Source organism: Enterobacter cloacae complex sp. IR5450 (genome assembly GCF_049238665.1).
Lineage (GTDB): Bacteria > Pseudomonadota > Gammaproteobacteria > Enterobacterales > Enterobacteriaceae > Enterobacter > Enterobacter hormaechei_C.
In genome coordinates this window covers 272,040-296,860 of the sequence record NZ_JBMKIC010000001.1, presented here as the reverse complement: position 1 = coordinate 296,860, position 24,821 = coordinate 272,040, and the positions used below count along the sequence as shown (strand labels likewise).

Below are 24,821 nucleotides of genomic sequence, written 5' to 3'. Positions count from 1 at the left end.
CCCATGACAAGTTCCCCCTCTGCTTTCTTACCTATAATCGCGCCTGTTTACCCTCTCACTGGTGCTAACCATGGCGTATCAACTGAACCTGAACTGGCCGGAATTTCTTGAAAAATACTGGCAAAAACAACCCGTTGTACTGAAAAATGCCTTCCCGAATTTTGTCGACCCCATTACCCCTGATGAGCTGGCGGGTCTGGCGATGGAGCCGGAAGTCGATAGCCGCCTGGTAAGCCACGCTAACGGCAAGTGGCAGGCGAGCAATGGCCCGTTTGAGCATTTCGATAACCTCGGTGAAACCGGCTGGTCCCTGCTGGCGCAGGCGGTGAACCACTGGCATATGCCCGCCGCAGAGCTGGTGCGTCCGTTCCGCGTCCTGCCGGACTGGCGTCTCGATGACCTGATGATCTCCTTTTCTGTCCCGGGCGGCGGCGTTGGGCCGCATATCGATCAGTACGATGTGTTTATCATCCAGGGGATGGGCAGCCGCCGCTGGCGCGTGGGTGACAAGCTGCCGATGCGTCAGTTCTGCCCGCATCCGGCTCTGCTACATGTCGATCCGTTTGAGCCGATCATCGACGAAGATCTGGCGCCGGGCGATATCCTCTACATTCCGCCTGGATTCCCGCATGACGGCTTCACCCATGAAACCGCGCTCAACTACTCTGTCGGTTTTCGCGGGCCGAACGGTCGCGATCTGATCAGCAGCTTTGCCGACTATGCGCTGGAGAACGATCTGGGCGGCGAACACTACAGCGATCCGGATCTGACCTGCCGCGAACACCCGGGCCGCGTGGAGCAGTACGAGCTTGATCGCATTCGCGAGATGATGATCGACATGATTAGCAAGCCGGATGATTTCACGAAATGGTTTGGCAGCTTCGTTTCCACGCCACGTCACGAGCTGGATATTGCCGCCGCCGAGCCGCCGTATTCCGCAGAAGAGGTGCTGGACGCGCTTCAGGGCGGCGAAACGCTGTCGCGCCTGAGCGGCCTGCGCGTGCTGAACGTTAACGGCAGCTTCTTTATCAACAGTGAACAGCTGGAAACGGCGGATGTGAACGGGGCAGACGCGCTGTGCCGCCACACCGAGCTCGGCCAGGCCGAGCTGGGTGACGCACTGAATAATCCGGCGTTTGTGGACGAACTCACCGGGCTGATTAACCAGGGGTACTGGTACTTCGACGAGTAACATGAGGCGGCGTTTAGTCAGCCTAAACGCCGCTACGTTCAAACCAGCATATTACACGCCTTCCAGTAGTTAAGAAGCCGCTCATCGTCGCGCTCTTTCTCCGCTTTGATTTTCATCGCCTGGGCGAGATTTTCTCGCGATACTTCATGGCCTTTTTGCACGATGTCTAAAACCGCTTCACCAAGAGCCAGCGAAATTTCTGTCCGATTGTTGCGAATCGTCATAAATACCTCCTCGTTGGTTGCGATAAGTTAATTATGAACGGGAAATAATCAGCCGGTAATAATTCATCTCATTCTTATTTTTTCATTTCGGCGTCAAGTAGAATGAATATTCGGTTCTGTCAATGATGTTTCAAAATGCTAATAGGGCGTTTAAGCCTTAATTTATGCGCTACAGTTAATTTCGTGCAACAGGCAAATAACCGAAACAGGAGAATAATTATGGTAGATAAAAGCGCAATTAAGGATCACACTCAGGTTGTCGCCAGCTGCGGAACGCACGTCGGGGTTGTGGACCATCTTGATGGTGAGCGTATCAAGCTTGCGAAGAGCGATCCGGAATCGGGCGGCAAGCACCATTTTATTCCTCTCGGCTGGGTTGATAAAGTCGAAGATAATAAAGTTGTCCTGACCAAAAACCATAAAGAGGTTTTTGCTGAGTGGCAGGAAGCATAAATATATCTCTCGCAAGGAAATATATGCCTTCGCTCCGGCTTCGTCCGGAGCGTAATAGTGTCTGCGCCCGGTGATTGCTGCCATTGCAAATAGATGGTACTGTTTTGCCTGTCCTTTCCCGATGCAGGCCCCGAATGATGCTCCAGAGTGAAAATAAATCAGCGAAACGCATATTTTTTGTTGAAGATTTTCAGGTATTCGGCGAGCGCTATGGCATCGACTACCGTTTCCCCCAGTTAAAAGAGGCTCAGGTCAGCGGTAGCCCCGTGTTGCAGGGGAATGTTGAAGAGATGATGCTCTCGTCCGGCATTTCGCTGACCCATTCCGACGTACGTGTATTACAGCCCTATGAAACCACCTCTCGCCACAGCAGCCCGCTCTATATGCTGGTGGTGCTGGAAGGGTGCGTGACGCTCACGCTCAATGGTATCAATTATCCCGTCCGCCCGGGCATGGCGTTCAGCTCACGTCTGAGTGAAGATCAGGTAATGAGCGCGCGTCACGATGCCGACAGCACGCTGAAAACGCTCTCGTTTGGCGTGTACCCGCACGATGCCGGACGTGAAGCCTTGCTTGAGTCATTGCTTCTGGAATGGCAAAGCCTGAATGCACCCGCATTGTCTGGCAGGTTCCCGAGTTTGTGATGTCAGGTATTCTGCATGCGCAGCGGCAGGGGGTAAGCGTGCTTTCACGCAAGCTGTTGCTTGAGGGGCTGATGTATCAGCTGCTCGGCCATGGCCTCAACCAGCGCCAGCAGCCTTGCCCAAGCCGCCCTGAGCATGCGCGTCTTGAACGCGTGCGGAGCCTGCTGGAACAGTCTCCTGAACGGGATCATACTCTCGCGCAGCTGGCAGCCCTGGCTGCAATGAGCCCAAGCAGCCTGCGCAGCAAGTTCCGTCAGCGCTACGGCTGCACCCTCTTCGATTATCTTCGCGACTGTCGCCTTGCGCTGGCGCGCCGCTATCTGCTGGAAGGCCACAGCGTGCAGCAGGCGGCCTGGATGTGCGGGTATCAGCATGCCACCAACTTCGCCACCGCGTTTCGTCGTCATTACGGGATTTCTCCGGGCGACGTGCGCAAACTCCGCTAACGTAATTTCGCCCATCGCGCGAATGCATCCCGTGCGGTTTAGCATCGCGCATACGTAACCTGGCGGCGCGCATAGCCGTTTGCACTCTCAAAAAGGTAATAATTCTTATTAACAATAAGAAATATCTCTGGAGAGGGTTATGTTTGCTAAATCGCGTCTGGCACTGCTGGTGGGATGGGTTACCGGTAGCGTCGCTTTTCCTTTACTGGCGCAGGATGCCCAAAAAACTGACACCGTGGTGGTGACCTCGCAGATGCAGTCTGCGGCCACCAAGCTTGAAACACCGGATATTGAAACCCCGCAGTCGGTCTCTATCGTCACGCGCGAGCAGTTCGAAGAGCAGGGCGCAACCAGCGTGCGTCAGGCCGTGAGCTACACGCCGGGGGTCTACAGCAACCAGATCGGGGCGTCAAACCGCTTTGACTACATGGTGCTGCGCGGCTTCTCGGACGGCAGTCTGGACAACGTCTACCTCGACGGCCTGAAGATGATGGGCGACACCAATTCCCACAGCTCGCTGGTGGTTGACCCGTGGTTCCTGGACAGTATCGAAGTCGTGCGCGGTCCGGCCTCCGTGCTCTATGGCCGCTCATCGCCGGGCGGGATTGTGGCGCTCACCTCCCGTAAGCCATCGTTCGATCCTGGCGGGGAGATTAAGCTCTTCGCCGGTAACAATAACCAGCGTGGGGCGATGTTCGACGTGACCGGCCCGGTTGATGATAACGACCGCGTGGCGGTGCGCCTCAGCGGGATGACCCGCTATGCTGATTCCCAGTTCGATCCGCTCAAAGAAGAGCGTTACGCCCTGATGCCGAGCCTGACCTGGCGTATCACCGACAGCACCCGTCTGGATCTGATGGCCTACCTGCACCGCGATCCGGAAGGCGGCAGCCACTCCGGCCTGCCATATGAGGGCACCGTTGTACCGCACAGCGGTAAGAAAATCTCCAACACCTTCTTCGAGGGCGAGGACGATTACGACAAGTACGATCGTCGGGAAAAAATGGTCGGCTATAACATCGAGCACCTGTTTGACAGCGGCTGGTCTGTGCGCCAGAAGCTGCGCTACCTGCACACCAAAGTCGAGCTGAACCAGGTGTATGCCGCAGGCTGGCTGAATGACACCGAGCTGAATCGCGGCTATTCCGGCTCTGACGAGAAGATGAACGCCATCACCCTGGATAACCAGGTCGACGGCAGCTTCGACACCGGGGCGGTGAACCACCGCGTGCTGATCGGCATGGACTACCAGGACCGCACCAACAACGTCACCGGCTACTACGGCGGCTTCCCGCCGATTGACGCTTTCCATCCTGTTTACGGCGCGAAGCCGGACTACATCACCCAGTACAGCAGGGAAAAACACAAGCTGCGCCAGACCGGCTACTACCTACAGGATCAGATGTCCGTTGACCGCTGGCGCCTGACGCTCGGCGGGCGTTACGACCAGGTGAGCGTGTCGAACGTCGACAACTTTAACCACACCCGCAGCGATCTGGATAAAAACAACTTCAGCAGCCGCGCGGCGCTGCTGTATCTGTTTGATAACGGCGTTGCGCCGTACGTCAGCTACTCCACCGCCTTTACGCCGACCAGCTTTGCCGACGAGCAGGGCAATATCCTGGATCCGATGAAGGGCAAGCAGTGGGAAGCGGGCGTGAAGTATGAGCCAGAGGGGATGAACAGCCAGTTCAGCGCCTCGGTGTTCCGCATTAACCAGAAGAACATTGCCACTAAAGAGGAGCCGACCGATCCGTACCGTTCCATTGGTGAAATCGAATCTGAAGGCGTTGAGCTGGAGGCGATTGGTCAGCTGACCGACAGCCTGCGTATGCAGGCGGCGTACACCTACACGGATATTCGCTACAAGAAGAGCAGCCCGGAAGAGGAGGGCAAGCGCGCCGTTTATGCCCCGCGTAACATGGCCAGCGCCTGGCTGAGCTACGACGTCAAAACCGGCCCGCTGGACGGCCTGACCGTCGGCTCCGGCGTGCGCTATGTCAACGGGATCGCCAGCGATCGCCAGAATACCCATACGCTTCCGTCGTACACGCTGGTGGATATGACCGTGGGGTATGACCTGTCGAAAGTGGGGCTCACGGGTGTGAGCGCGCAGTTGAACGTCAATAACCTGACGGACAGAAGCTACGTCGCGGCCTGTAACTCTCTCTCTTACTGCTACTTCGGTGCAGAACGCAGCATTGTGGGCAGCGTTTCGTGGAAGTTCTGAGTTGTTGATTTTGCCGGGGGGCGGGAGCGGTTTTCTCCCTCTCCCTGTGGGAGAGGGGCGGGGTGAGGGCAAAATGCCGCACTACTCCTCCATCGCAATCACAATCGCTTCACCCATCTTTTTCAATGCCTCGCGATTTTTGTCTGTCGGCGGCAGCGCTACGTTGATCCGCAGGCAGTTGCGGTACTTCCCGGAGGCGGAAAACAGCGACCCGGCCGCGGCCTGGATCTTCAGCCGGCACAGCTGCTTGCTGACGCACACCATATCGACCGTCTCCGGCAGCTCAACCCACAGCAGGAAGCTGCCCTGCGGGCGGGTGACGCATATCTCTGCCGGAAAATACTGCCGCACCCAGCAGGTGTAGGTCTCCATATTCTGCTGATAAATCTGGCGCATACGCCGCACGTGGCGATGGTAATGGCCGTCGCGGATAAACGCCGCCACCGCCATCTGCGTGCCCGGCACGTTAAACCCGCCCGCGGCGTACTTCATGTGCATCACCCGATCGTAATAGCGCCCCGGCACAATCCAGCCGACGCGCAGGCCCGGCGCCACGGTCTTGGTAAACGAACTGCATAACAGCACGCGACCATCAATATCCATAGAATGAATGGTGCGCGGACGCGGATACTCCGCCGCCAGCTCGCCGTAGATATCATCCTCAACAATCACGATATCGTGCCGCTGTGCCAGGGCTAAGACCTGCTTCTTCCGCGCCTCCGGCATGATAAACCCGAGCGGGTTATTGCAGTTTGGCACCAGGATCACCGCCTTGATCGGCCACTGCTCCAGCGCCAGCTCCAACGCTTCGATGCTGATCCCGGTTTCAGGATCGGTGGGAATTTCAATGGCCTTGATGTCAAAGCCGCGCAGCATCTGCATGGTGCCGTGAAACGACGGCGATTCCACCGCCACGATATCCCCCGGTTTGCACACCGAGAGCAGGGCGATCGACAGCGCGCCGTGGCAGCCGTTGGTAATGACAATTTCGTTTGCCGCGACGGTGGAGCCGCCGTCCAGCATCAGGCGGGCGATTTGCTCGCGCAGCTCCAGGCGCCCGTCGAGCACGTCATAGCTCAGCATCTCGCCGGGGTTATGCTGCGCGATGCGGCTCATCTCGCGCCACAGGGGCTTCAGGCTCGGCTGGTTAATGTCCGGCGAGCCGCCGCCAAAGGAGATCATCTCTTTGTCGGCGCGGGCGTCCAGCAGCATCATCACCTCATCCCACTGGGTAACGTCCACCGGGCGCTGTACCGGACGGGTCATCGCCGGGACGGGCGGCTGGGCTTTGCGTTTCGAGACGAAATAGCCGGAGCGCGGCTGAGGCGTGATCAGCTGGAGGTTTTCGAGGATCTGGTAGGCCTGCTGTATGGTGCTGATGCTCACGCCGTGCTCCTGGCTCAGCGTGCGTACCGACGGCAGACGTTCGCCGCTGCGATACAGCCCTTGTTCAATGCGTTCCGCCAGGAGGTTGGCCAGATGTTGATAGCGCGTCATGCTGTATCCTTTGTTTTCACCATACAGAGCATTAAACCAGTACAGATGGATGAATAAACCACCATGCAGATACCGTTTTAGCGGATCTGTATGGTAAACAAAAGCAGTTTTTGAATCTGTATTGTACTGGCCGTTTTCCATGATGATAACCCCACTGGCATAGCGAGGAGAGCATCATGGAATTCTACGAGAATCGTTCAAAACGTCCGTTTATCGCGTTTGTCTGGGTAGCGAAAACGCTGCGTAACTGGTATCGCATCAACCGTACCCGCCGTATTCTGAGCCAGATGAACGACGAGCAGCTCAAGGACGTCGGGTTATCGCGATATGATGTGTGAGCATAGGGTTGCCTGGTGGCGCTACGCTTACCGGGCCTACAGGAGACCGTAGGCCGGGGAAGGCGCAGCCGCCACCCGGTGGTTTTCAGCTCAACAGTTCTAGCGTCTGCCGTTTCGGCCTTTCCAGCAAATCCAGCGCCTCCTGATACGACCACACGTTGTTATAGCCCATCACCAGCCCGTAGCGTTTTCCTGATCCGTGATACCACGCCGAAAGCGCATTGACCTGCAATTGCTGTTCCTGCCAGCAGCGGGCGATCTCCCGGTCAGCGCTTCCCTTTGCGAGGAACGCGACAATATGCATCCCGCCGTCGTTTTGCTCGGTGAAAAACAGATCGCCATAGACCTCACACAGGGCGGCAATCATCCAGTCGCGGCGGGTCTGATAGAGCGCGCGCATCTTTTTCAGATGACGGAAAAAATGCCCTTCGTTGAGAAACGCGGTGAGGATCTTTTGCGTCAGCACCGGCTGGCCGCTGGTGAGGATGTCCGCGCTGTCGGTAAACGCGCCGACGGTGCTGGCGGGCATCACCACGTACCCCATGCGCAGCGATGGCATGATGGTTTTGCTGAAGGTGCCCATAAAGATCACCCTGTCATGCTGGTCGAGGCTTTTCAGCGACGGCAGCACTTTGCGGGTGTAGTGAAATTCGCCGTCATAATCATCTTCGATAATCCACGCCTCGTTTTGTGACGCCCAGTCGAGCAACTGCTGCTTGCGCGGCAGGGAGAGCGTCACCGCCAGCGGGCTCTGGTGCGACGGAGTAACGATGGCGAAGCGGGCATCGTGGTGATTACGCAGCAGGTAGTCCGTATCCATCCCTGCGCGATCGACCGGCACGGTGTGCAGGCGGGGCACAATGCGCTTGAGCAACTGCTGGCCCATAAAGTAGCCTGGATCCTCAAATACCACCTTATCGCTGCGGCTGGCGAGCGTGTCGAGGATCAGGCGCAGGCTGCCGCTGTAGCCGCTGGTGATCATTACCTGTTCCGCAGTGCAGGATAACCCGCGCGAGATATTGAGATAGCGGGCTATCGCCTCGCGCAGCGGATACCAGCCCAGAACGGGCGGGTTGAGCATTTCATCCTGACGCATGGCGCGCGTCGCCTGGCCCGCCAGCAGCAGCCATTTTTTATAGGGGAAGCTGTCGAGCGCGGGAATGCCGGGGCGCAGAAAACCGGCTCGTTCGCGTTGGCTAATCAACGACGCCGGCAGCGTGCCGGTCGCTTGTTCTGTGGGGGCGTTTTGCGCGGGCAGCAGAAGATCCGGATTCACCCGCGTCCCGCGCGCGCCCTGGCTCACCAGATACCCTTCGCCCGTCAGAATGGCATACGCCGTCTCGACGGTTTTGCGCGCCACCTTCAGCTCTTCCGCCAGCAGGCGGATGGCAGGTACCCTGTCGCCCGGCTTCAGCACGCCGCGCATGATGTTGTCGCGATAGCGGGAATAAATCTCGTGATAGCCTGGCTTCATGTCCTACCTCATTTCACGCTTTTTGTATCTTTTTACTATGTCATGAACGGCGTAGATTTGCTTCATCGCATGACACATGCCGCACAAAAAAGAGGAAAGACAATGAGCACTCGCGTAAACCACCACAAAGCCACCCCTGCACTCACCAACGCGCTTTCCGCCCTGAGCATGGAAGTGGCGAAAACCTCTATTGATCCGGCGCTGAAGCACCTGATCGACATTCGCGTGTCGCAGCTGAACGGCTGTACGTTCTGTCTCGATATGCACTCAAAAGAGGCGAAAATTGCCGGCGAGCGCGAGCTGCGCCTGTACCATCTGGCGGCCTGGCGCGAGTCCCCGCTGTTCAGCGCCCGTGAAAAAGCGGCGCTGGCCTTCACCGAAGCGCTGACCCAAATCGGCGTTCACGGCGTGAGCGATGCGCTGTACCGCAGCGTGGCGGAGCACTTCTCGGACGTGGAGATTTCAGAGCTGAACTTCGCCATCGTGGCGATCAACGCCTGGAACCGCCTGGGCATTACCTCCCGCATGGAGCCGGGCTCGCTGGATGCGGCGTACGGGCTGAACAAGGCTAACCTGGAATAATCCCGCGCTCGCGGATCATCGCCACCAGCGCCCGCAACCCCGGCGGGACGTGGCGATGGCCGGGGTAGTACAGGCGCAGCCCGGCAAACGGCTGCGCCCAGTCGTTTAAGACGCTCACCAGCTCCCCGCTTTTCAGTTCGTCCTGAATATAGATTTCCGGTAAAAATCCCACCCCTAACCCCGCTTTTACGGCGCGGATCGAGGCAAAAAGATCGGACGTCGCAAAGCGCGGCGGCACGGCAAGGGCGTACGTTTCCCCCCGACGGGCCAGCTCCCAGCGGTAGATCCCGCCGTGGGCCATACGCATGCCGATCCCCTGATGCGAAAGCAGATCGTCCGGCGTCTCGGGTATGCCGTGACGGGCGAAATAGTCCGGCGTGGCGGTGACGAGCTGGCGGATCTCACCGGTCAGCGGCACGGCGATCATGTCCTGCGGAACGGACTCTTCGAGGCGGATCCCCGCGTCATAGCCTTCCGCTACGATGTCGATCATCCTCGCTTCGCTCACCGTTTCCACGCGCATTTTCGGGTAGCGGATCATGAAATCGATCAGCAGCTGGTCCAGAAACAGGGTGCCGATATGGTTCGGCACGTTGAGGCGCAGCGTTCCGGCGGGTTCCCCGGTGTCGCTGTGGATCTCCTCCCCGGCGAGGCGGATCTCCTGTAGCGCCGGGCCGATACGCGCCACGTAGCGCTGTCCGGCGTCGGTGAGCGCCACGCTGCGGGTGGTGCGGTTGAAAAGCCGCGTCTCAAGGCGGCTCTCCAGCCCGGCGATGGCGTTGCTGACCGCCGTGGCGGACATCCCCAGTTCCTGCGCCGCGCCGCGAAAGCTGCCGCGCCGCACCACCGCCATCACCACTTCCAGCTCTGTCAGACCTGAACGATGCATAGATTATCCTGAAAATCGAAACAACCCTTGCAGCATAGCGTGGATTATCGCAACGGAGAAGCCGTGACAGACTGGGCTCACACAGCCTGAGGAGGTTTATATGCACACCATCGAACAGATCTTTATTAACGGCGAGTTTGTTACCCCGCACGGTACCGAACGGTTTGATTTGTACAATCCGGCGACGGCGCAGGTCATCGGCCAGGTTCGCCTGGCGGATGAGGTTGACGCTGAACGCGCTATCGCGGCGGCGAAAGCGGCGTTTCCGGCGTGGTCGCAGACCACAAAGCAGGAACGCATCGCCGCGCTGAAGCGCATGCACGCCGCCGTGGCCGCTCGTCACGACGCTCTGCTGGAAGCGGTCATTGAAGAGTACGGCGCGCCCGCCTCGCGCTCGGCGTGGATGGCAAGCTATCCGGCAGAGGTGATTGCTCAGGCCATCGAGGCGCTGGAGGCATTTGAGTTTGTCACCTCCGCAGGTGCCGCAACGGTGCAGATGACGCCGCTCGGCGTGGCCGGGCTGATTACGCCGTGGAACAGCGATGCGGGGTTTATCTGCGGCAAACTGGCGGCCGCGCTGGCGGCGGGCTGCACGGCGGTCATCAAGCCGAGTGAAATGAGCGCACTGCAAACGCAGATTGTCACCGAAGCGCTGCGCGACGCTGCGCTACCGCCGGGCGTGTTTAACATCGTCACCGGACGGGGTGAGACGGTCGGTGACACAATCAGCCGCCATCCGGACGTCGCGAAAATCTCGTTCACCGGTTCCACGAATACCGGCAAGGCGATCCTGCGCAACGCGGCGGAAAGCTTTAAGCGCGTGACGCTGGAGTTGGGCGGTAAATCACCGACGATCCTGCTGGATGATGTGGATCTGGCGCAGGCGATCCCGCTGGTGATCCAGGCCGGGTTTATGAACAGCGGGCAGGCGTGCGTGGCCGGGACGCGCATTCTGGTGCCTTACTCGCGCAAAGCGGAGATCGAAACCGCGCTGGCGCAGGCCGTGGCGGCGATGAAATCCGGCGACCCGCGCAACAGCACGACAGACGTCGGCCCGATGGTCAGCGAAAAGCAGTGGCTGCGGGTGCAGGGCTATATCCGCAAAGGAATCGAAGAAGGGGCGCGCCTGCTGGCGGGCGGCGAAGGGCGACCGGAAGGCACGCGGGACGGCTGGTTTGTGCGTCCGACGCTGTTTGCCGGCGTGAACAATCGGATGACCATTGCCCGCGACGAGATTTTCGGCCCGGTGCTGTGCGTAATCCCTTATCAGGACGAGGCGGAGGCGATTGCCATTGCCAACGATACCGAGTACGGCCTGAGCGCGATGGTGCTGGGCGGCGATGTGGACCGCGCGCGACGCGTGGCACAGCAGATTGTTTCCGGTCGCGTGCTGGTGAACACCCTGGCTCATGAACCGAAAGCGCCGTTTGGCGGGTTTAAGCACTCCGGCGTGGGGCGCGAGATGGGCGAGTGGGGGATCCGCGCGTTTATGGAGCCGAGGTCGGTTCTGGGCTAAAGCTTCGCTCTTTACCGAAGCATTGTACTTTTCCATCCTGCATTCTCTCCTCAACATCACAGCGGAGAGACCATCATGATCGCAGTCCTTTTCGAAGCCAAAGCCGCGCCTGCCCATCAGGCGCGCTACCTCCAACTTGCCGCAGAGCTTAAGCCTTTGCTGGCCGACATCGACGGCTTTATCGATATCGAACGGTTCCAGAGCCTGACGACCGACGGCAAAATCCTCTCCCTTTCCTGGTGGCGGGATGAAGAGGCCGTCCGCCGCTGGAAGCAGAACGTCTTCCATCAGGCGGCGCAGGCCGAAGGACGGGCGTCGATTTTCTCTTTCTACCGTATTCGCGTGGCGCAGCTGGTGCGGGAATACAGTTCCGAAACCGGAGGGCACGCGGATGTATGACGTTCACGTGATTTTCCGCGACGGGCCCGGCGAGCTGGCGCGCTTTGGACAGCTGTTGGGGCGCAACGGCGTGGGGCTTGAGGGTGGCGGCGTATTCGGTACCGATGCCCATTTCCTGGTGGAGGACGGGGAAAAAGCCCGCCGTGTGCTGCTCGACGCCGGGTTTACCGTGCAGGCGCTGCGAAAGCCGGTGATCAGAAAGCTTAAGCAGGAGCGTCCTGGCGAGCTGGGCGAGATAGCGGCGGCGCTGGCGGCACGCGGCGTGTCTATCCTGACTCAGTACAGTGACCATGCGAATCACCTTATTCTGCTGACGGATGATGATAAGCTGGCCGCTGAGATCACCACACCCTGGGCGACGAATGTTAAAGACGAGCTTACCCTCTGATAACAGCGCGATGCTGGAAAAGGCGATTGCCGCGGTGGCGGCTGCAATGGCCGATCCGTCGCGCGTGAAGATGCTTTGTGCGCTAATGGACGGGCGTGCGTGGACGGCCACTGAACTGAGTGCGGCGGCAGACGTTGCGCCGTCGACCGCCAGCGGGCATCTTGCCCGGCTGGTTGAAGGGCAGCTAATTACCTGCCTGTCGCAAGGGCGGCATCGTTATTATCGTCTTGCCGGGCACGACGTGGCGGCGCTGGTGGAACAGATGATGGGGCTTTCGTGGAGCCGCATTACCCCGCCGGAAACCAGCGCGCCGAAAGCCATGCGTGAAGCCCGGACCTGCTACGACCATCTCGCAGGCGCGGTGGCGGTGCAGATCTATGATTTCATGCAGGCGGAAGGCTGGCTGGAGGCTGACGGTTCCGCATTGACCCTGTATGGTCGGGAGCAGTTCCTGGCACTCGGTATTCCGTTAAGCGCTCATCCGCGTCGGAAGGCCTGCTGCGCCTGCCTGGACTGGAGCGAGCGGCGGTTTCATCTTGGCGGTGAGGCGGGCGCTGCGCTGCTTATCCACATGGAAAGCAAAGGCTGGATCCAGCGGGTGGCGGGTTATCGGGAGGTGGTGGTGACGGCTTCGGGGAAAAGTGCCGTCAGGAAGCATTTTAGCCGCTAAACGCCGCTGCGGGCTGATGCCCTCACCCCGACCCTCTCCCACAGGGAGAGGGAGAACATCGTTTCGCAATTCCTGCGCTTTAACTTCTCGTTTCTTGATACTTATCCTGATAACTATTATCGTGATGGCGTACTACGAGAGGGCTCCCCATGAGTGAAGAAGATCTGTTTAGCCGCAGGCCGATGGGCATGCGGATGGCGATGATCGTGCGTCAGTGGCGCGCAGTCATCGACGACGCCATTCTCGACACCGGGTTAACCCAGTCGAGCTGGACGGTGATGATGCAGCTTCATCAACTCGGGGATAACGTCTCGGTCAGCGAGCTGGCGGAAGTGCAGGGCATTGAACTGCCTCCCCTAATGCGCACGCTGACACAGCTGGAAAAGCAGGGCTACCTGCTGCGCACCGTCTCGCCGTATGACAAGCGTATCCGGCTGCTGACGCTGACGCCTGAGGGAAAAGCCATTCTTGAAAGGCTCTCTCAGGTGATTGAGACGTTCCAGGCGCGCGTATCGCAAAACATCGCGCCGGAACATATCGATATTTTCAGCGCTACTCTCAATCAAATCGCCTGCAATTTGCGGACAATCCGCGAAGAAGATAATAAGACCGAAAAATAATGACTCCTGAACAAAAGTTTGCCCGCTGGGTAAGGGTGAGTATTGCCTCTTTCCTGCTGATGTTTGTTTACTTTATCGTCGCGGATATCTGGATCCCGCTGACGCCGGACTCCACCGTGATGCGCGTGGTGACCCCGGTGTCTGCCCGCGTCTCCGGGTATGTGGCGGCGGTACATGTCCATAACAATAGCCAGGTTAAGAAAGGCGATCTGCTGTTTGAGCTCGACGCCACGCCGTTTCGCAATAAGGTCGAGGCGGCGCAGATCGCGCTGGAACAGGCGCGTCTGTCTAACGATCAGCTGGATGCGCAGATTGCCGCAGCGCAGGCCAGCCTGAAAACCGCCGTGCTGACCGCGCGTAACGACAAAGTGACATTCGACCGCTACCAGAAACTGAGCACCTTGCAGAACGTATCGCAGGCGGATCTGGATAAGGTCCGTACCACCTGGCAGAGCAGCGAGCAGTCCGTCAGCTCGATCCAGGCGAATATTCATAACCTGCGCATTCAGCGCGGCGAGCGGGATGAGCACCGTAACGTGACGCTGCAAAAATACCGTAACGCGCTGGATGAAGCGGAGCTGAATCTTGGCTGGACGAAGGTCTACGCCGAGGCGGACGGCACGGTCAGTAACCTGCAATTAAGCCCCGGTTTTTACGCCTCATCCGGTTCGGCTGCGCTGGCGCTGGTGAACACCCGGATCGATATCGTGGCGGATTTCCGCGAGAAGAGCCTGCGTCATACCCATCAGGGGACCGACGCTGCCGTGGTGTTTGACGCCTTCCCGGGGCACGTTTTCCGTGCCCACGTTACCAGCAGCGACGCGGGGATCCTCGCCGGACAGGAGGCCGTAAACGGTCAACTTTCTGAACCGGAAACCTCCAACCGCTGGGTGCGTGATGCCCAGCGTATGCGCATTCACGTAGCGCTGGACGAAGCCTTACCGAAGCCGCTGCCGACCGGCGCGCGCGCCACCGTGCAGCTCTACAACAGCGAAGGGCCGTTTGCGCGATTCTTCTCCGGGATGCAAATCCATCTGGTGAGCCTGCTTCACTATGTCTATTAGCACCCTGGCACGGGTATTTACCCCGCACGGCAACATCGTCTATACGGCAAACGACTTTCGCCAGACCCTGCGTATCGTCTTTGCCGGGATGATTGCGCTCAGTATTTCGAGTTTCTACAACACCAGCTACGGCGTGTTTTTTGTGGTCTACCCGATCATGCTTCTCTCGCTGGTACCGGTGTTTAATCGCCACGTGGCGAAGCAGTTTATCTTCAGCGCCTCGCTGAACTGCGTCGAAATGGTGTTGATTATCGGCTATCTGTCGCAGTGGCCGGTCATCATGACGCTGGTGGTGTTTGCCCTGTACGTGATGCGTTTTCGCTTTATGAGTAAGGGGCCGCTGTTCCTGTTCGGCTCGATGGGCGTGGTTTGCCAGAGCGTGATGCTCAACTTTATGAGCTACCCCACCACCAACTGGCACACGCTTTTATTCTCTAACATCGAAGCGAGCGTGATGGCGGTGTGCCTGAGCGCGCTGATGAACTACCTGCTGCCGGACGTGGAGCCGCGTAAGCCGCCGCCGCTGATTGAGAAAGACGATGCCCGCGTGCGCCACGAGTCGCTGCTATCCGGCACCGTGGCGACGCTGATTTTCGTCGTGTTCCAGATTAGCGACTTAAGCGATTCGCTTTCGGCGCTGATGGCGGGGATTTTGATCCTGTTCACGATGCACTATCGCGGCTCGGTTATCAGCTCCATCTGGCGCGTGGTTGGCGTGGTGCTGGGGTGCCTCTATATCCTTGTCGTCCAGCTTATCCTCTACGATCACAGCAGCCATATGCTGCTGATGATGCCGCTGATTGGCCTTGGTCTGGCGTTTGGCGCGCGTCTGCACGTAATGGAGAAGGTCGGCGCCGGGGTAGGCTTCGCCAGTATCACCACCATCGGCATTATGTTCGGGCAGAACATGCACCCGGACAGCGACCTGGTGTTCAGCGATCTATACCGCATCACCTCCGTTACCTTCGCGCTGGTGGTCACGCTGACGATGGTCTTTCTGGTGCACCTGATCCTGAATCGCTTCGAGGCGACGCGCTACGTTATCGCGCCGCCAAAAGCGGATTAATGCCCCAGCACGGCGGGTAGCTGCGAGAGCAGAAACAGGATCAGGCCAATCGTACCGCCCACCAGGGTACCGTTAACGCGAATGAACTGAAGATCTTTACCGATATTGAGTTCTATCTGGCGTGACATGTCTTTGGCATCCCAGCTTTTCACCGTGTCGCTGATATGGCGCGTCAGGAACGCGGCGAAATCCGGCGCCACGCGGTGCGCGGCCTGCTCCAGATGCTCATTCAGCGACGCCCGCAGGCTGGCGTCGTTGGTCAGCGTTTCGCCAAACCACAGCCCGGCGTTGGCGATACGCTGCTTCACGCGGGAATCATCGCTCTGCATGTCATTTTTCAGCCACTGGCGCAGGTCAGCCCACATTTCCCCCAGATAGCGGTTAAAGGCCTCATCATTCTTGAGGTAGTGTTTGATATTCTCGGCTTTCGCCGTCATCTCCGGATCGTTTTTCAGATTGTCGATGAACTTGATCGTGGCGCGGTCAAACGCCTGACGGATCTGGTGCGTACGGTCGTGGCTGATATCGTCCAGCAGCGTGTTCACCGCGTTCGACACCATCTCCGCGCTTTGATCGCCCAGCCACTCGGTGGGCAGCACCATGGCCTTGCGCGGATGCTCGGTCTTAAGCCAGTGAACGATCTGGTCAGCAATAAATTCCCGCGTGCTTTCCCGCTGAATCAGGGTAATCAGGCGGTTTATGATGGCGTCCAGCAGCACCTGGTGACGGTTGTTTTTGGTCATGCTTTCCAGCATGACGGCGCTGGTCTCGGTTAAATCGACCTTGTCGATAGCCTTATGCACCGCGCGTTTGAGCAGGCGCTGGATGCGCCCATCGTCGGTAAGTTCCAGAAAACCGCCCATCACCTGCACCAGATGCTGCCCCACGCGCCGGGCGTTATCGGGCTGGCTGAACCAGGTCCCAATCATCTGTGCGGGCTCGTAGCGACGGATAAGATCGACAAGGGATTGCGTATCGAGAAACTTTTCCTGCACGAACTGGCCGAGATTGTCGCCGATGCGGTCTTTATTGCGCGGGATAATCGCCGTATGGCGCGAGATAAAGGGAATGGGCACCCGGCGGAACAGCGCGACAACGGCAAACCAGTCCGCCAGCGCGCCAACCATCGCCGCCTCGGCAATGGCCTTTACGCCGCGCACCCAGAAGGTTTGCGGCATGAACAGGGTGGTGATAAACGCTGCGACGGCAATCAGCAGCAGCGACAGCGCGAGAAGCTTGGCGCGTTTGAGTTCGGTATGCTTTTCCATGGGTTAAGGATAGAGGGATACGGGGGAAAAGTGCAAAAACCGCCACAGCACCCACCCACCAAACCCCATCAATACCACCCCCGCCGTGCGCTCTATCAGCCAGAGCGAACGGCTGAGCTTTCGCTGAACCGCCGGTAACCCCATCAGCGATACCAGCGCAAAATCCCATACCAGTACTACCATCACCATCCAGACGCCGCAGGTCGCCTGCTGAAGCAGCGTGACGTGCGGCCCGAGTAACGCCGTCATTAGCGCCAGGTAGAACAACGCGTTTTTGGGATTTAACAACGCCGAACCCAGCCCCAGCAGGATCTGCTTACGCAGCGAAGGGCAGCGCTCATCTGTTTCATTTAGCGCCAGCGTCTGCGTTCGGCTGCGTACAAGATGCGAGCCGATCCAGAGCAAATACAGTGCACCGGATAATTCAATCAACGTGAACAGCCACGCGAACTGACGCAGCGCGCTCCATCCTATAATGACCAGCAAAATGTAAAGCCCGTTTCCTGCCGCTATCCCGATGCACAATCCGGCGCTGCCGCGCAGTCGGTAGCGGGCGGCGTAGCCCATCAGCAGGAAGAAATCCGGGCCAGGGCTTAACAGGGCAACAAAATGCGCCAGCGCCAGGGCGAGAAAAGCGGAAGGGAAGAATAGTTCCATAGCGACCTCAGAATGCAAAACTGGGGCCAGACTACGAAAACACAGAACCTATTTATTGTCTGTTATTGATCGGCCCGTAGCGTACTGGCGCGGTGTGGCGGCGGTGTAGCGCACAAAGGTCTTATGAAAATGGCTCTGGTCGGCAAACCCGCTCTGGTAGCCGACGTCGGCAATGTCGTCTCCGGCACGCAGCCGCGCTTTGGCGTACTCCACGCGGGAGACGTTGAGAAAGCTGACCGGCGTCAGGCCGGTGTCCTTCTTGAAGGTACGGATCAGCGTCTCCTTTCGCAGCGAGAATCGTTGCGCAAGTGCGTCGAGGGAAGGCGGGCTGGAAAGATTGGAAAGAAATGCCTGCTGAACCTGCTGGCTGGTTGATCCAGGCTTTTCTCCCTCATCCATGCAATGGGGAAGGGCAGTAAGCAGCCTGTCTACGGACGCAGGGGACATCCTCTCAACAACTTCCCGGTAATACATAAACAGCGTAGCGTTGCGAATCACCTGAACCGCAAGGGGAAGATCCGTATCAATATAAAGCATATGATAACTACGCGGCTGCCCGGCAACAGGGTTGCAGCTGTGTGGGACATAAGCCGGGATCACAATCAGGTCTCCGGGCTGGAGGATGTATTCTCTGCCATTACACACGCAGCATGTCTGGCCTTCCACAATTGCGCCGATGGAGAGCTGAGGGTGGCAATGGCGTTTGTACGCCTGCATGCTCTGCCACGTGCTGCGTAGTTCAAGGCCTGAGGCGCGGTGAAAAGTCTGCCGGATGTGTCGGGTATCGGTCATATGAACTCCTTCTGGACGTTTTTTATACCACGTCAGCGAACCGTCTGGCAGCGCTTCATTAAGAACCTTCCGTATATACCCAACTTTACCTTCATAGCCAGTCACATTGACTACCCTTAATACCCTAAGCGGTAAAACAAGGAGATTCGATATGGCTTACCAGACAGTAAATCCTGCCACGAACCAGCTCATCAAAGAATATCCCTCTCACACTGACGCAGACGTTGAAGCGGCGCTGAAGGCAGCCGATGCGCTCTATCACTCCGACTGGGCGAAAGGTGACATAAGCCAGCGCCTGCCGGTGCTGCATAAGCTGGCGGACCTGATCGACGAACGCGCGGAGGATCTGGCGAAAATCGCCAGTCAGGAGATGGGTAAGCTCATCGAACAAAGCCGCGGTGAAGTGAAGCTATGCGCGCAAATCGCCCGCTACTATGCTGACAACGCGAAGCAGTTCCTGGCCCCGGTGAAGTATGACTCTGAACTCGGGGAAGCATGGGTTGAACATCACCCCATCGGCGTGCTGATGGCCGTCGAACCATGGAACTTCCCATACTATCAGCTGATGCGCGTTCTGGCGCCAAACCTGGCAGCGGGCAACCCGGTGATCGCCAAGCATGCCAGTATCGTGCCGCACTGTGCAGAAACCTTTGCACAGCTGGTACGTGAAGCGGGCGCGCCGGAAGGGGCGTGGACCAACCTGTTTATCTCGTCCGAACAGGTGGCGAACATCATCGCCGACGATCGCGTACAGGGGGCGGCGCTGACCGGTTCAGAAAAAGCGGGTAGCGTGGTTGCGGCACAGGCTGCGAAACACATCAAAAAATCGACCCTTGAACTGGGCGGGAACGACGTCTTCGTGGTGCTGGACGATGCGGATCTGGAGAAAGCCGTGAAGATCGGCGTTAACGCGCGGCTTAATAACGCCGGGCAGGTCTGTACCGCGGCGAAGCGCTTTATCCTGCATGAAAAGATTGCAGACGCCTTCCTGAACAAATTCACCGAGGCGTTTAAGCAGGTGAAGATTGGCGATCCGCTGGACGAAAGTACCACGCTGGGGCCTTTGTCATCCAAAGACGCGCTGGAGACGCTAACTAAACAGGTTAACGAGGCGGTGAAAAACGGCGCGAAGCTGCACCATGGCGGCAAGCCGGTTCAGCGTGACGGGAGCTTCTTTGAGCCGACCATCCTGACCAATATCTCGCGCGATAACCCGGCGTATTTCGAAGAGTTCTTTGGTCCGGTAGCGCAGATTTATGTGGTGAAAAACGACGACGAGGCGGTTGCCCTGGCGAACGACTCCCATTACGGTCTGGGCGGAGCGGTGTTCAGCCAGAACATCGAGCGCGCGAAGAAAATGGCGTCGCGCATTGAGACCGGGATGGTGTACATCAACTGGCTCACCGATACGGCGGCAGAACTGCCGTTCGGCGGCGTAAAACGTTCGGGTTACGGACGCGAGCTGTCGGATCTGGGGATCAAAGAGTTTGTGAACCAGAAGCTGGTGGTGGTGCGTAAGTGACGTAGTAATAAAAAACCTGCCGAAGGGCAGGTTTTTTTATCTATCAGGTGGCTTAGAAGCTCACGCCGCCGCCGAAGTAAGCGCCGTCTACCAGCGTGTGGTTTGGACGACCGTCTTTGCCATCAACGCTCACGTGGCGGTAGCCCACTTTCAGCGTAACCGGTTTGACCGGGGTCCAGCTTACGCCGCCGTTAGCTTCAACGTAGTTCTTCACGCTGTTGTTCAGTCCGTCTGGCGCAACGTAGCCTTCACCGAATACCCTGATGCTGTCGGTCAGGGCAACGTTCACACCGCCGCCGACCGGGAACGCCACGCCGTTATCGCCTTTCTTCGGGCCAACGTAGAGGGCCTTAGCGCCTGCGTTCAGCATTACCGGGCCGACTTCGAAATTGTAGCCTGCGCCCACGCCACCGGTCGTGGTGCCGTCGTCGGTGTTTTTCAGCCAATTACCTTCGGTGTACAGACCGGAAGTTGATTTGCCCATTTCCACATTCAGATTGGTAAAGTTTTTACCCTGCTCAATGCTGCCGCCCATTGCCAGTGCGGAGCCCGATACGGCGGTGAGAGCAGAAAGGATGAGAACGTTAAGCTTTTTCATGCGTGTTTCCTCGTCATCAAATTAATCTGAGGGCACCTTAACAAGGGATGTTTATGACTGCAAATGTGATGGGTATCGCAGTTTTATGCTGTTTTTGTTGGTTTTTTTAATCTTAAATGTTGATGAGATGTTTTTATGGCAGATCGTCAATCCTCAATCCATTCGTGTTTAGGGAAAGTTTATATTTTTGGCTAAACGTTTAATGAACGAGGCGAAGAAAGCCGTTTGAGGTGAATTAATTAATTTTCTAATAATTTCCAAAAGTATTTCGGCTGTCACAGATCAAGACAGAGGTTTACATTTCTGGTGATTGCTATACGTATTTCTTTGCCGATCCGCTGTCTTTTCATGTCATTTTTCTGACACGTTTCTTCATTACGTTGTTGGCTTCACTTACTGGATGCTAACAATATGAAAAGAAAAATTATTCCTGTGCTTATCGGTTGTGCGCTCTCTTTCTCTGGCCTGGCTGCGCAGCCTACCGCTGAGCGCTATATCGTCAGCTTCCCTGACGGCTCCCATGTGAAATACAGCGGCGCGTTTGCCGATGCGTTCCCGAACGGGCTCCCGGTGGGGATGGGTTCTGGTCTGCTGTTTACGGGCAAGCAGGGCGATGCGCTGACGTTTGCGACCGTGACCGATCGCGGTCCTAACGCGGATTCGCCAAAAATGGGGAAAAACGATGCCAAAATATTTGTTACCCCGGATTTCGCTCCGCTGCTGATGACGATCCGCGTGCAAAACGGTAAAGCGGAGGCCGTGGACGCGCGACCGCTGCATGACGATAAAGGCGAGATCAACGGCCTGCCACTGCAAAGCGGTGTGATTGGTTCCACCAATGAAGTCGCGCTAAGCGACACCTTAAAAGTACTGAAAGGCGATAACCGCGGGCTGGATACGGAAGGCATCACGTCGGACGGGAAGGACGGCTACTGGCTGTGCGATGAGTATGGCCCGTTCCTGATTAACGTCGACAGTAAAGGGAAAATCCTCGCGATCCACGGTCCGCAGGCGACGCAAGGGGAGAAATCCATCGCGGGCGGTCTGCCAAACGTTATCAAATGGCGTCAGGCAAACCGGGGCTTTGAAGGCCTGACCCGCATGCCGGACGGACGGATTATTGCCGCCGTGCAAAGCACACTGGATATCGACGGGAAGAACAAAAAACAGGCGCTGTTTACCCGTCTGGTGAGCTTCGATCCGGCGACCGGGAAAACCGCGATGTACGGCTACCCTGTCGACAGCACGGCCTACAGCAAAAACAGCGACGCCAAAATCGGCGACATAGTGGCGCTGGATAACCACACCATCCTGCTGATTGAACAGGGTGAGGATAAAAATGACGCAATGCGTAACCTCATCTACAGGGTGGATCTGAGCAAGGCGAGCGATCTGGCCGCCTTCGACAAGCCGGGCGAATACCCGGAGTTTGACGATGAGAAAACGCTGGCGCAGCGCGGCATTACACTTGCTGAAAAAACGCAGGTGGTCGATCTGCGTGCGCTGGGCTGGCAGCAGGAAAAGGCCGAAGGGCTGGCGCTGATTGACAGCAAAACGCTGGCGGTGGCGAACGATAACGACTTTGGCGTGAAGGTGGCGATGCACAACCCGGCCGAGGGCAAGAAGCTCAAGGATTATCGGGTGAACGCGGAAGGCAAGCTGACGCTGGATGATAAACCGGTGGAAACCACGCTCAGCGTGAAGCCGCTGAAGAAGCCGGAGTCCGACAGCGAGCTGTGGATTGTGACGCTGCCGGAGGCGTTGAAATGAGAGCGGATGGTTAATCAACCGTTTTTGGAGTAATGCAGCACTATGCCCATGCGTCTATGGGTATAGTGTTTTTTTTGTATATTATTCAAAAGGTTAGATGTGAATTTTTTCAAGGCTATCATTTTTGTATGATTGCTAAACAAATTAGAGAAAGTACTGGGGAAGGCAGCTATTATTTGTTATCTTATGTATTATAAGTATTTTTGAGCTCGATAAATAATGATGAACCCAACCATTCTTAATTTAAACGAAAATATATTGGGCGTGCAAGTAACGAATTTTAATCTCGATGTTGAAGTTCAATATTCAGCAGTTGTTTATGGTGTCGATGAAAATTTTCTAAAGCACTGTGGGATCTCGATGTTATCAATTGTGGAAAAAACTTCGGAAGTTCCATTGCATTTTTTCATTATTACAGATAAAAACAATGAAGTTGAGTTTTCCAGATTGCAGTCTATTATCAAGAATACTCAACATGCACTGACAATTATTATTGTATCTGCTGACGCGCTGGATGTTTTTCCTAAGAATTCAATTTTCCCGGCCTCAATATATTTCCGTCTCCTGGCTCCGTATTTAATTAAAGAATATCGTTATTTTTTATATGTTGATGCCGATATTATAGCGCTGGATAGCATTTATGATCTATTAGAAAACCATAAGCCGATAAATAATATTTGTTGTGCTGTCATGGAGCCGGAGCATCAGACTGCTCTTTCAGAATCTATTAATATGCCTGGTTGCGATTATTTTAATTCTGGCGTTCTTTATGTTGATGCCAGAACGTGGAATGAAAATAAAATATCGCATAAAGTTTTTGAATGCTTACTGGAGCGCGGGGCTGACTTTAAGTATTTTGATCAAGATGCTCTTAATGTTGTCCTGAACGAGAAAATAATGTTTATAGATGGCAAATATAATTGCCAAATAAAGGCAGGACACAAAAAGGAAGATTTCATGCGTGAACCACCCAATGAAACAGTTTTGTTACATTATGTTGGTAGCGATAAACCATGGCAGTTATGGAATCAACAGCAAATAAGCACCTACTATCGTAAATATAAAAAAATGTCACCCTGGTGTGATGTTGAAGATGTTAGTCCACGTTGCGCGAAAGAACTAAAGAAATGCTATAAAACGCTTAATAATAAGAAACAGTTTATTGAAGCTTTCTGTATGTTTGTTCGTTATCATTTGGCTCGTTTCTTGGAAAAAAGGCAAACTAAACATGTTAAGTCGTGAATACATTAAAAGGTTAAATGTTAACATTATTTTCATTCTTATTGTGTTTACAGTTGGAAGCGATCTTTTTATAGAGGCTTATCCAAGAAAGCTATTTTACATTAGTTGTTATCTTTCTATTTTTGGCCTTCTTTTTTTGGAAAGTTGGAAGGGTTTTCGTCAATGGCTATTGAGTAATAAAATCGCAATAGCATTTTTGTTGAGCATTGTGCTTCTCGGTGCCAGTAAGCTAATTTGGTCAATGATATTTCCATCGACACATTTACAGGATATTAAAGATAATTATTATGCTGGCGGAAAGTTGCTCATCCTGTCAGGAGTAATAGCATTTTATTTGCTTAAATCCGTAAATGTAATTTCAATCCAAAGCTGGAAATTCGCTGCTTGCACTAGCGTTGTTCTAGGTTTATTCACCGTTTGGTTTGGTTACCAGGAGCAAGTGACTGGTATAACCAGAATTAAATTACTAGCCGATGCTGCTACGACTACTGCTTATATAATGGTTGTTCAGTCAGTTCTGTGTTTTTCTCTTATTAAAAAAGCAGTTTCAAATCAGCTTTACCGTACTGTATTTTACATTGCTACATTTTTCATATTCTCTTATTTATTACTGATGACAGAAACCAGAGGCGCTATAGGCACTTTTTTCATTGTCTGCTTCGTCCTGGCATGTTTTGAATTGAGAAATGTAAAGCCTCGTTATTGGTTTTTAGCATTACTGGCAATATCCGTAATTGGTGGAGGTATAGCTTATAAGATGCAAAAGAGAATTGTTGAGGCTTATGATAATATCCAACAATTACAAAAAAATAATGCTAACACATCTTTAGGAGCACGTTTTGTTATGCTTGACGCAGGACAGCACGTAGCGAGTTTATCACTTTTTGGTCAGGATGCAGAACAGCGTTATAATAATGCAAGAGAATATATTGAACAAAACTATAAAAGTGCGGAAGCAGTCAGGGCTATAAAATATCATTTCCATAATGATATAATTGAAAGCTTTAGCTTACAAGGGTTTTTAGGCGTCATTGCTATTATATTGTTTTATGTGTCTGGTTTTTTAGCTTCTTGCGAAAAAAAGAATAAGTTCAATGTTGGGTTGCTGCTTTATATGTCAGCGCTATTTCTTATGGGATTGACAGATGTCCTCTTTATCCAACGAAATACAGCAATGGTAATTGGTGCTTGTGCTGTAATCTTACTTCTCTGCCAGAGAGATGAGAATAAAAAATCGAAAGTGTGAGACAGTAATTAAATCAGGGCCATTAAAAATTGGC

General features: G+C 55.5%; 24 protein-coding genes and 1 pseudogene. 17 read left to right on the top strand and 8 right to left on the bottom strand.

Annotated elements, in window-relative coordinates:
- The first annotated feature begins 70 nt into the window (after positions 1-70).
- The gene (locus ACOTYB_RS01380) at positions 71-1,192 is read left to right on the top strand and encodes a JmjC domain-containing protein (protein WP_409248711.1); all 1,122 of its coding nucleotides are present in this window, start codon (positions 71-73) and stop codon (positions 1,190-1,192) included.
- 38 nt (positions 1,193-1,230) lie between these two features.
- Here ACOTYB_RS01380 and ACOTYB_RS01375 read toward each other — a convergent pair whose 3' ends face one another.
- The gene (locus tag ACOTYB_RS01375; RefSeq protein WP_010427252.1) at positions 1,231-1,416 is read right to left on the bottom strand and encodes a hypothetical protein; all 186 of its coding nucleotides are present in this window, start codon (positions 1,414-1,416) and stop codon (positions 1,231-1,233) included.
- A 219-nt stretch (positions 1,417-1,635) separates the two neighbouring features.
- Between ACOTYB_RS01375 and ACOTYB_RS01370 the strand changes: the two genes are divergently transcribed.
- The 3 genes and pseudogenes from ACOTYB_RS01370 to foxA all read left to right on the top strand — a co-directional run bounded on the left by ACOTYB_RS01370 (position 1,636) and on the right by foxA (position 5,189).
- On the top strand, positions 1,636-1,869 hold the full coding sequence (locus ACOTYB_RS01370; protein ID WP_003863067.1) for a DUF2171 domain-containing protein: 234 nt from the start codon (positions 1,636-1,638) through the stop codon (positions 1,867-1,869).
- Positions 1,870-2,003: 134 nt separating this feature from the next.
- Positions 2,004-2,959: pseudogene (locus ACOTYB_RS01365) on the top strand (helix-turn-helix domain-containing protein).
- Positions 2,960-3,080: 121 nt separating this feature from the next.
- Positions 3,081-5,189: a ferrioxamine B receptor FoxA gene (foxA, locus tag ACOTYB_RS01360; RefSeq protein ID WP_220153863.1), complete on the top strand. Its 2,109-nt coding sequence runs from the start codon at positions 3,081-3,083 to the stop codon at positions 5,187-5,189.
- A gap of 81 nt (positions 5,190-5,270) precedes the next feature.
- On the opposite strand, the gene ACOTYB_RS01355 is transcribed toward foxA, so the two are convergent.
- Positions 5,271-6,686 (bottom strand): PLP-dependent aminotransferase family protein, encoded by a 1,416-nt coding sequence (locus ACOTYB_RS01355; protein WP_003863072.1) that lies wholly within the window; start codon positions 6,684-6,686, stop codon positions 5,271-5,273.
- 176 nt (positions 6,687-6,862) lie between these two features.
- Here ACOTYB_RS01355 and ACOTYB_RS01350 point away from each other — a divergent pair, with 176 nt between their 5' ends.
- Entirely contained in the window at positions 6,863-7,024 is a 162-nt protein-coding gene (locus ACOTYB_RS01350; protein WP_126524616.1) for a DUF1127 domain-containing protein, read from the top strand.
- 85 nt (positions 7,025-7,109) lie between these two features.
- On the opposite strand, the gene ACOTYB_RS01345 is transcribed toward ACOTYB_RS01350, so the two are convergent.
- The gene (locus tag ACOTYB_RS01345) at positions 7,110-8,498 is read right to left on the bottom strand and encodes a PLP-dependent aminotransferase family protein (protein ID WP_220153540.1); all 1,389 of its coding nucleotides are present in this window, start codon (positions 8,496-8,498) and stop codon (positions 7,110-7,112) included.
- Positions 8,499-8,600: 102 nt separating this feature from the next.
- Between ACOTYB_RS01345 and ACOTYB_RS01340 the strand changes: the two genes are divergently transcribed.
- A complete protein-coding gene (locus ACOTYB_RS01340; protein ID WP_003863077.1) occupies positions 8,601-9,080 on the top strand; it encodes a carboxymuconolactone decarboxylase family protein in 480 nt (159 codons plus the stop codon).
- Here ACOTYB_RS01340 and ACOTYB_RS01335 read toward each other — a convergent pair.
- Positions 9,067-9,969 carry a LysR family transcriptional regulator gene (locus tag ACOTYB_RS01335; protein ID WP_003863079.1) on the bottom strand — a complete coding sequence of 301 codons (903 nt, stop codon included), beginning with the start codon at positions 9,967-9,969 and terminating at the stop codon, positions 9,067-9,069. The two genes, ACOTYB_RS01340 and ACOTYB_RS01335, sit on opposite strands and share 14 nt — an antisense overlap.
- A 100-nt stretch (positions 9,970-10,069) precedes the next feature.
- Here ACOTYB_RS01335 and ACOTYB_RS01330 point away from each other — a divergent pair, with 100 nt between their 5' ends.
- From ACOTYB_RS01330 to ACOTYB_RS01300, 7 genes are all read left to right on the top strand, one after another.
- Entirely contained in the window at positions 10,070-11,485 is a 1,416-nt protein-coding gene (locus tag ACOTYB_RS01330) for an aldehyde dehydrogenase family protein (protein WP_022650339.1), read from the top strand.
- 75 nt (positions 11,486-11,560) lie between these two features.
- A complete protein-coding gene (locus ACOTYB_RS01325) occupies positions 11,561-11,884 on the top strand; it encodes an antibiotic biosynthesis monooxygenase family protein (RefSeq protein ID WP_003863082.1) in 324 nt (107 codons plus the stop codon).
- Positions 11,877-12,272, top strand: coding sequence for an amino acid-binding ACT protein (locus ACOTYB_RS01320; RefSeq protein WP_022650340.1), 396 nt, complete (start codon positions 11,877-11,879; stop codon positions 12,270-12,272). Before ACOTYB_RS01325 ends, ACOTYB_RS01320 begins: the two co-directional genes overlap by 8 nt.
- Entirely contained in the window at positions 12,247-12,942 is a 696-nt protein-coding gene (locus ACOTYB_RS01315) for an ArsR/SmtB family transcription factor (protein WP_032608444.1), read from the top strand. The genes ACOTYB_RS01320 and ACOTYB_RS01315 overlap by 26 nt, the downstream gene beginning before the upstream one ends.
- A gap of 149 nt (positions 12,943-13,091) precedes the next feature.
- The gene (locus tag ACOTYB_RS01310) at positions 13,092-13,562 is read left to right on the top strand and encodes a MarR family winged helix-turn-helix transcriptional regulator (protein ID WP_003863089.1); all 471 of its coding nucleotides are present in this window, start codon (positions 13,092-13,094) and stop codon (positions 13,560-13,562) included.
- Positions 13,559-14,626, top strand: a complete 1,068-nt coding sequence (locus tag ACOTYB_RS01305; RefSeq protein ID WP_086527941.1) for an HlyD family secretion protein — start codon at positions 13,559-13,561, stop codon at positions 14,624-14,626. The genes ACOTYB_RS01310 and ACOTYB_RS01305 overlap by 4 nt, the downstream gene beginning before the upstream one ends.
- Positions 14,616-15,692: a DUF2955 domain-containing protein gene (locus ACOTYB_RS01300; protein WP_220153542.1), complete on the top strand. Its 1,077-nt coding sequence runs from the start codon at positions 14,616-14,618 to the stop codon at positions 15,690-15,692. The genes ACOTYB_RS01305 and ACOTYB_RS01300 overlap by 11 nt, the downstream gene beginning before the upstream one ends.
- Here the strand turns inward: ACOTYB_RS01300 and ACOTYB_RS01295 are convergent.
- The 3 genes from ACOTYB_RS01295 to ACOTYB_RS01285 are packed head-to-tail and all read right to left on the bottom strand — an operon-like array spanning position 15,689 to position 18,409.
- Positions 15,689-16,960 (bottom strand): DUF445 domain-containing protein, encoded by a 1,272-nt coding sequence (locus ACOTYB_RS01295; protein ID WP_032608445.1) that lies wholly within the window; start codon positions 16,958-16,960, stop codon positions 15,689-15,691. The two genes, ACOTYB_RS01300 and ACOTYB_RS01295, sit on opposite strands and share 4 nt — an antisense overlap.
- Before the next feature lie 3 nt (positions 16,961-16,963).
- Positions 16,964-17,617, bottom strand: coding sequence for a LysE family translocator (locus ACOTYB_RS01290; protein ID WP_409248713.1), 654 nt, complete (start codon positions 17,615-17,617; stop codon positions 16,964-16,966).
- Positions 17,618-17,665: 48 nt separating this feature from the next.
- A complete protein-coding gene (locus ACOTYB_RS01285) occupies positions 17,666-18,409 on the bottom strand; it encodes an AraC family transcriptional regulator (protein WP_045342558.1) in 744 nt (247 codons plus the stop codon).
- Between the two features lie 151 nt (positions 18,410-18,560).
- On the opposite strand from ACOTYB_RS01285, the gene ACOTYB_RS01280 reads away from it, so the two are divergent.
- Complete coding sequence (locus tag ACOTYB_RS01280) at positions 18,561-19,931, top strand: NAD-dependent succinate-semialdehyde dehydrogenase (RefSeq protein WP_003856617.1); 1,371 nt, start codon at positions 18,561-18,563, stop codon at positions 19,929-19,931.
- Between the two features lie 52 nt (positions 19,932-19,983).
- Here ACOTYB_RS01280 and ACOTYB_RS01275 read toward each other — a convergent pair whose 3' ends face one another.
- Entirely contained in the window at positions 19,984-20,529 is a 546-nt protein-coding gene (locus tag ACOTYB_RS01275; protein ID WP_003856615.1) for a YfaZ family outer membrane protein, read from the bottom strand.
- Between the two features lie 411 nt (positions 20,530-20,940).
- On the opposite strand from ACOTYB_RS01275, the gene ACOTYB_RS01270 reads away from it, so the two are divergent.
- From ACOTYB_RS01270 to ACOTYB_RS01260, 3 genes are all read left to right on the top strand, one after another.
- Positions 20,941-22,299: an esterase-like activity of phytase family protein gene (locus tag ACOTYB_RS01270; protein ID WP_421765733.1), complete on the top strand. Its 1,359-nt coding sequence runs from the start codon at positions 20,941-20,943 to the stop codon at positions 22,297-22,299.
- 219 nt (positions 22,300-22,518) lie between these two features.
- Entirely contained in the window at positions 22,519-23,541 is a 1,023-nt protein-coding gene (locus ACOTYB_RS01265) for a glycosyltransferase family 8 protein (RefSeq protein WP_045342560.1), read from the top strand.
- Complete coding sequence (locus ACOTYB_RS01260) at positions 23,528-24,787, top strand: O-antigen ligase family protein (protein ID WP_045342561.1); 1,260 nt, start codon at positions 23,528-23,530, stop codon at positions 24,785-24,787. The genes ACOTYB_RS01265 and ACOTYB_RS01260 overlap by 14 nt, the downstream gene beginning before the upstream one ends.
- The last annotated feature ends 34 nt before the right edge of the window (positions 24,788-24,821 follow it).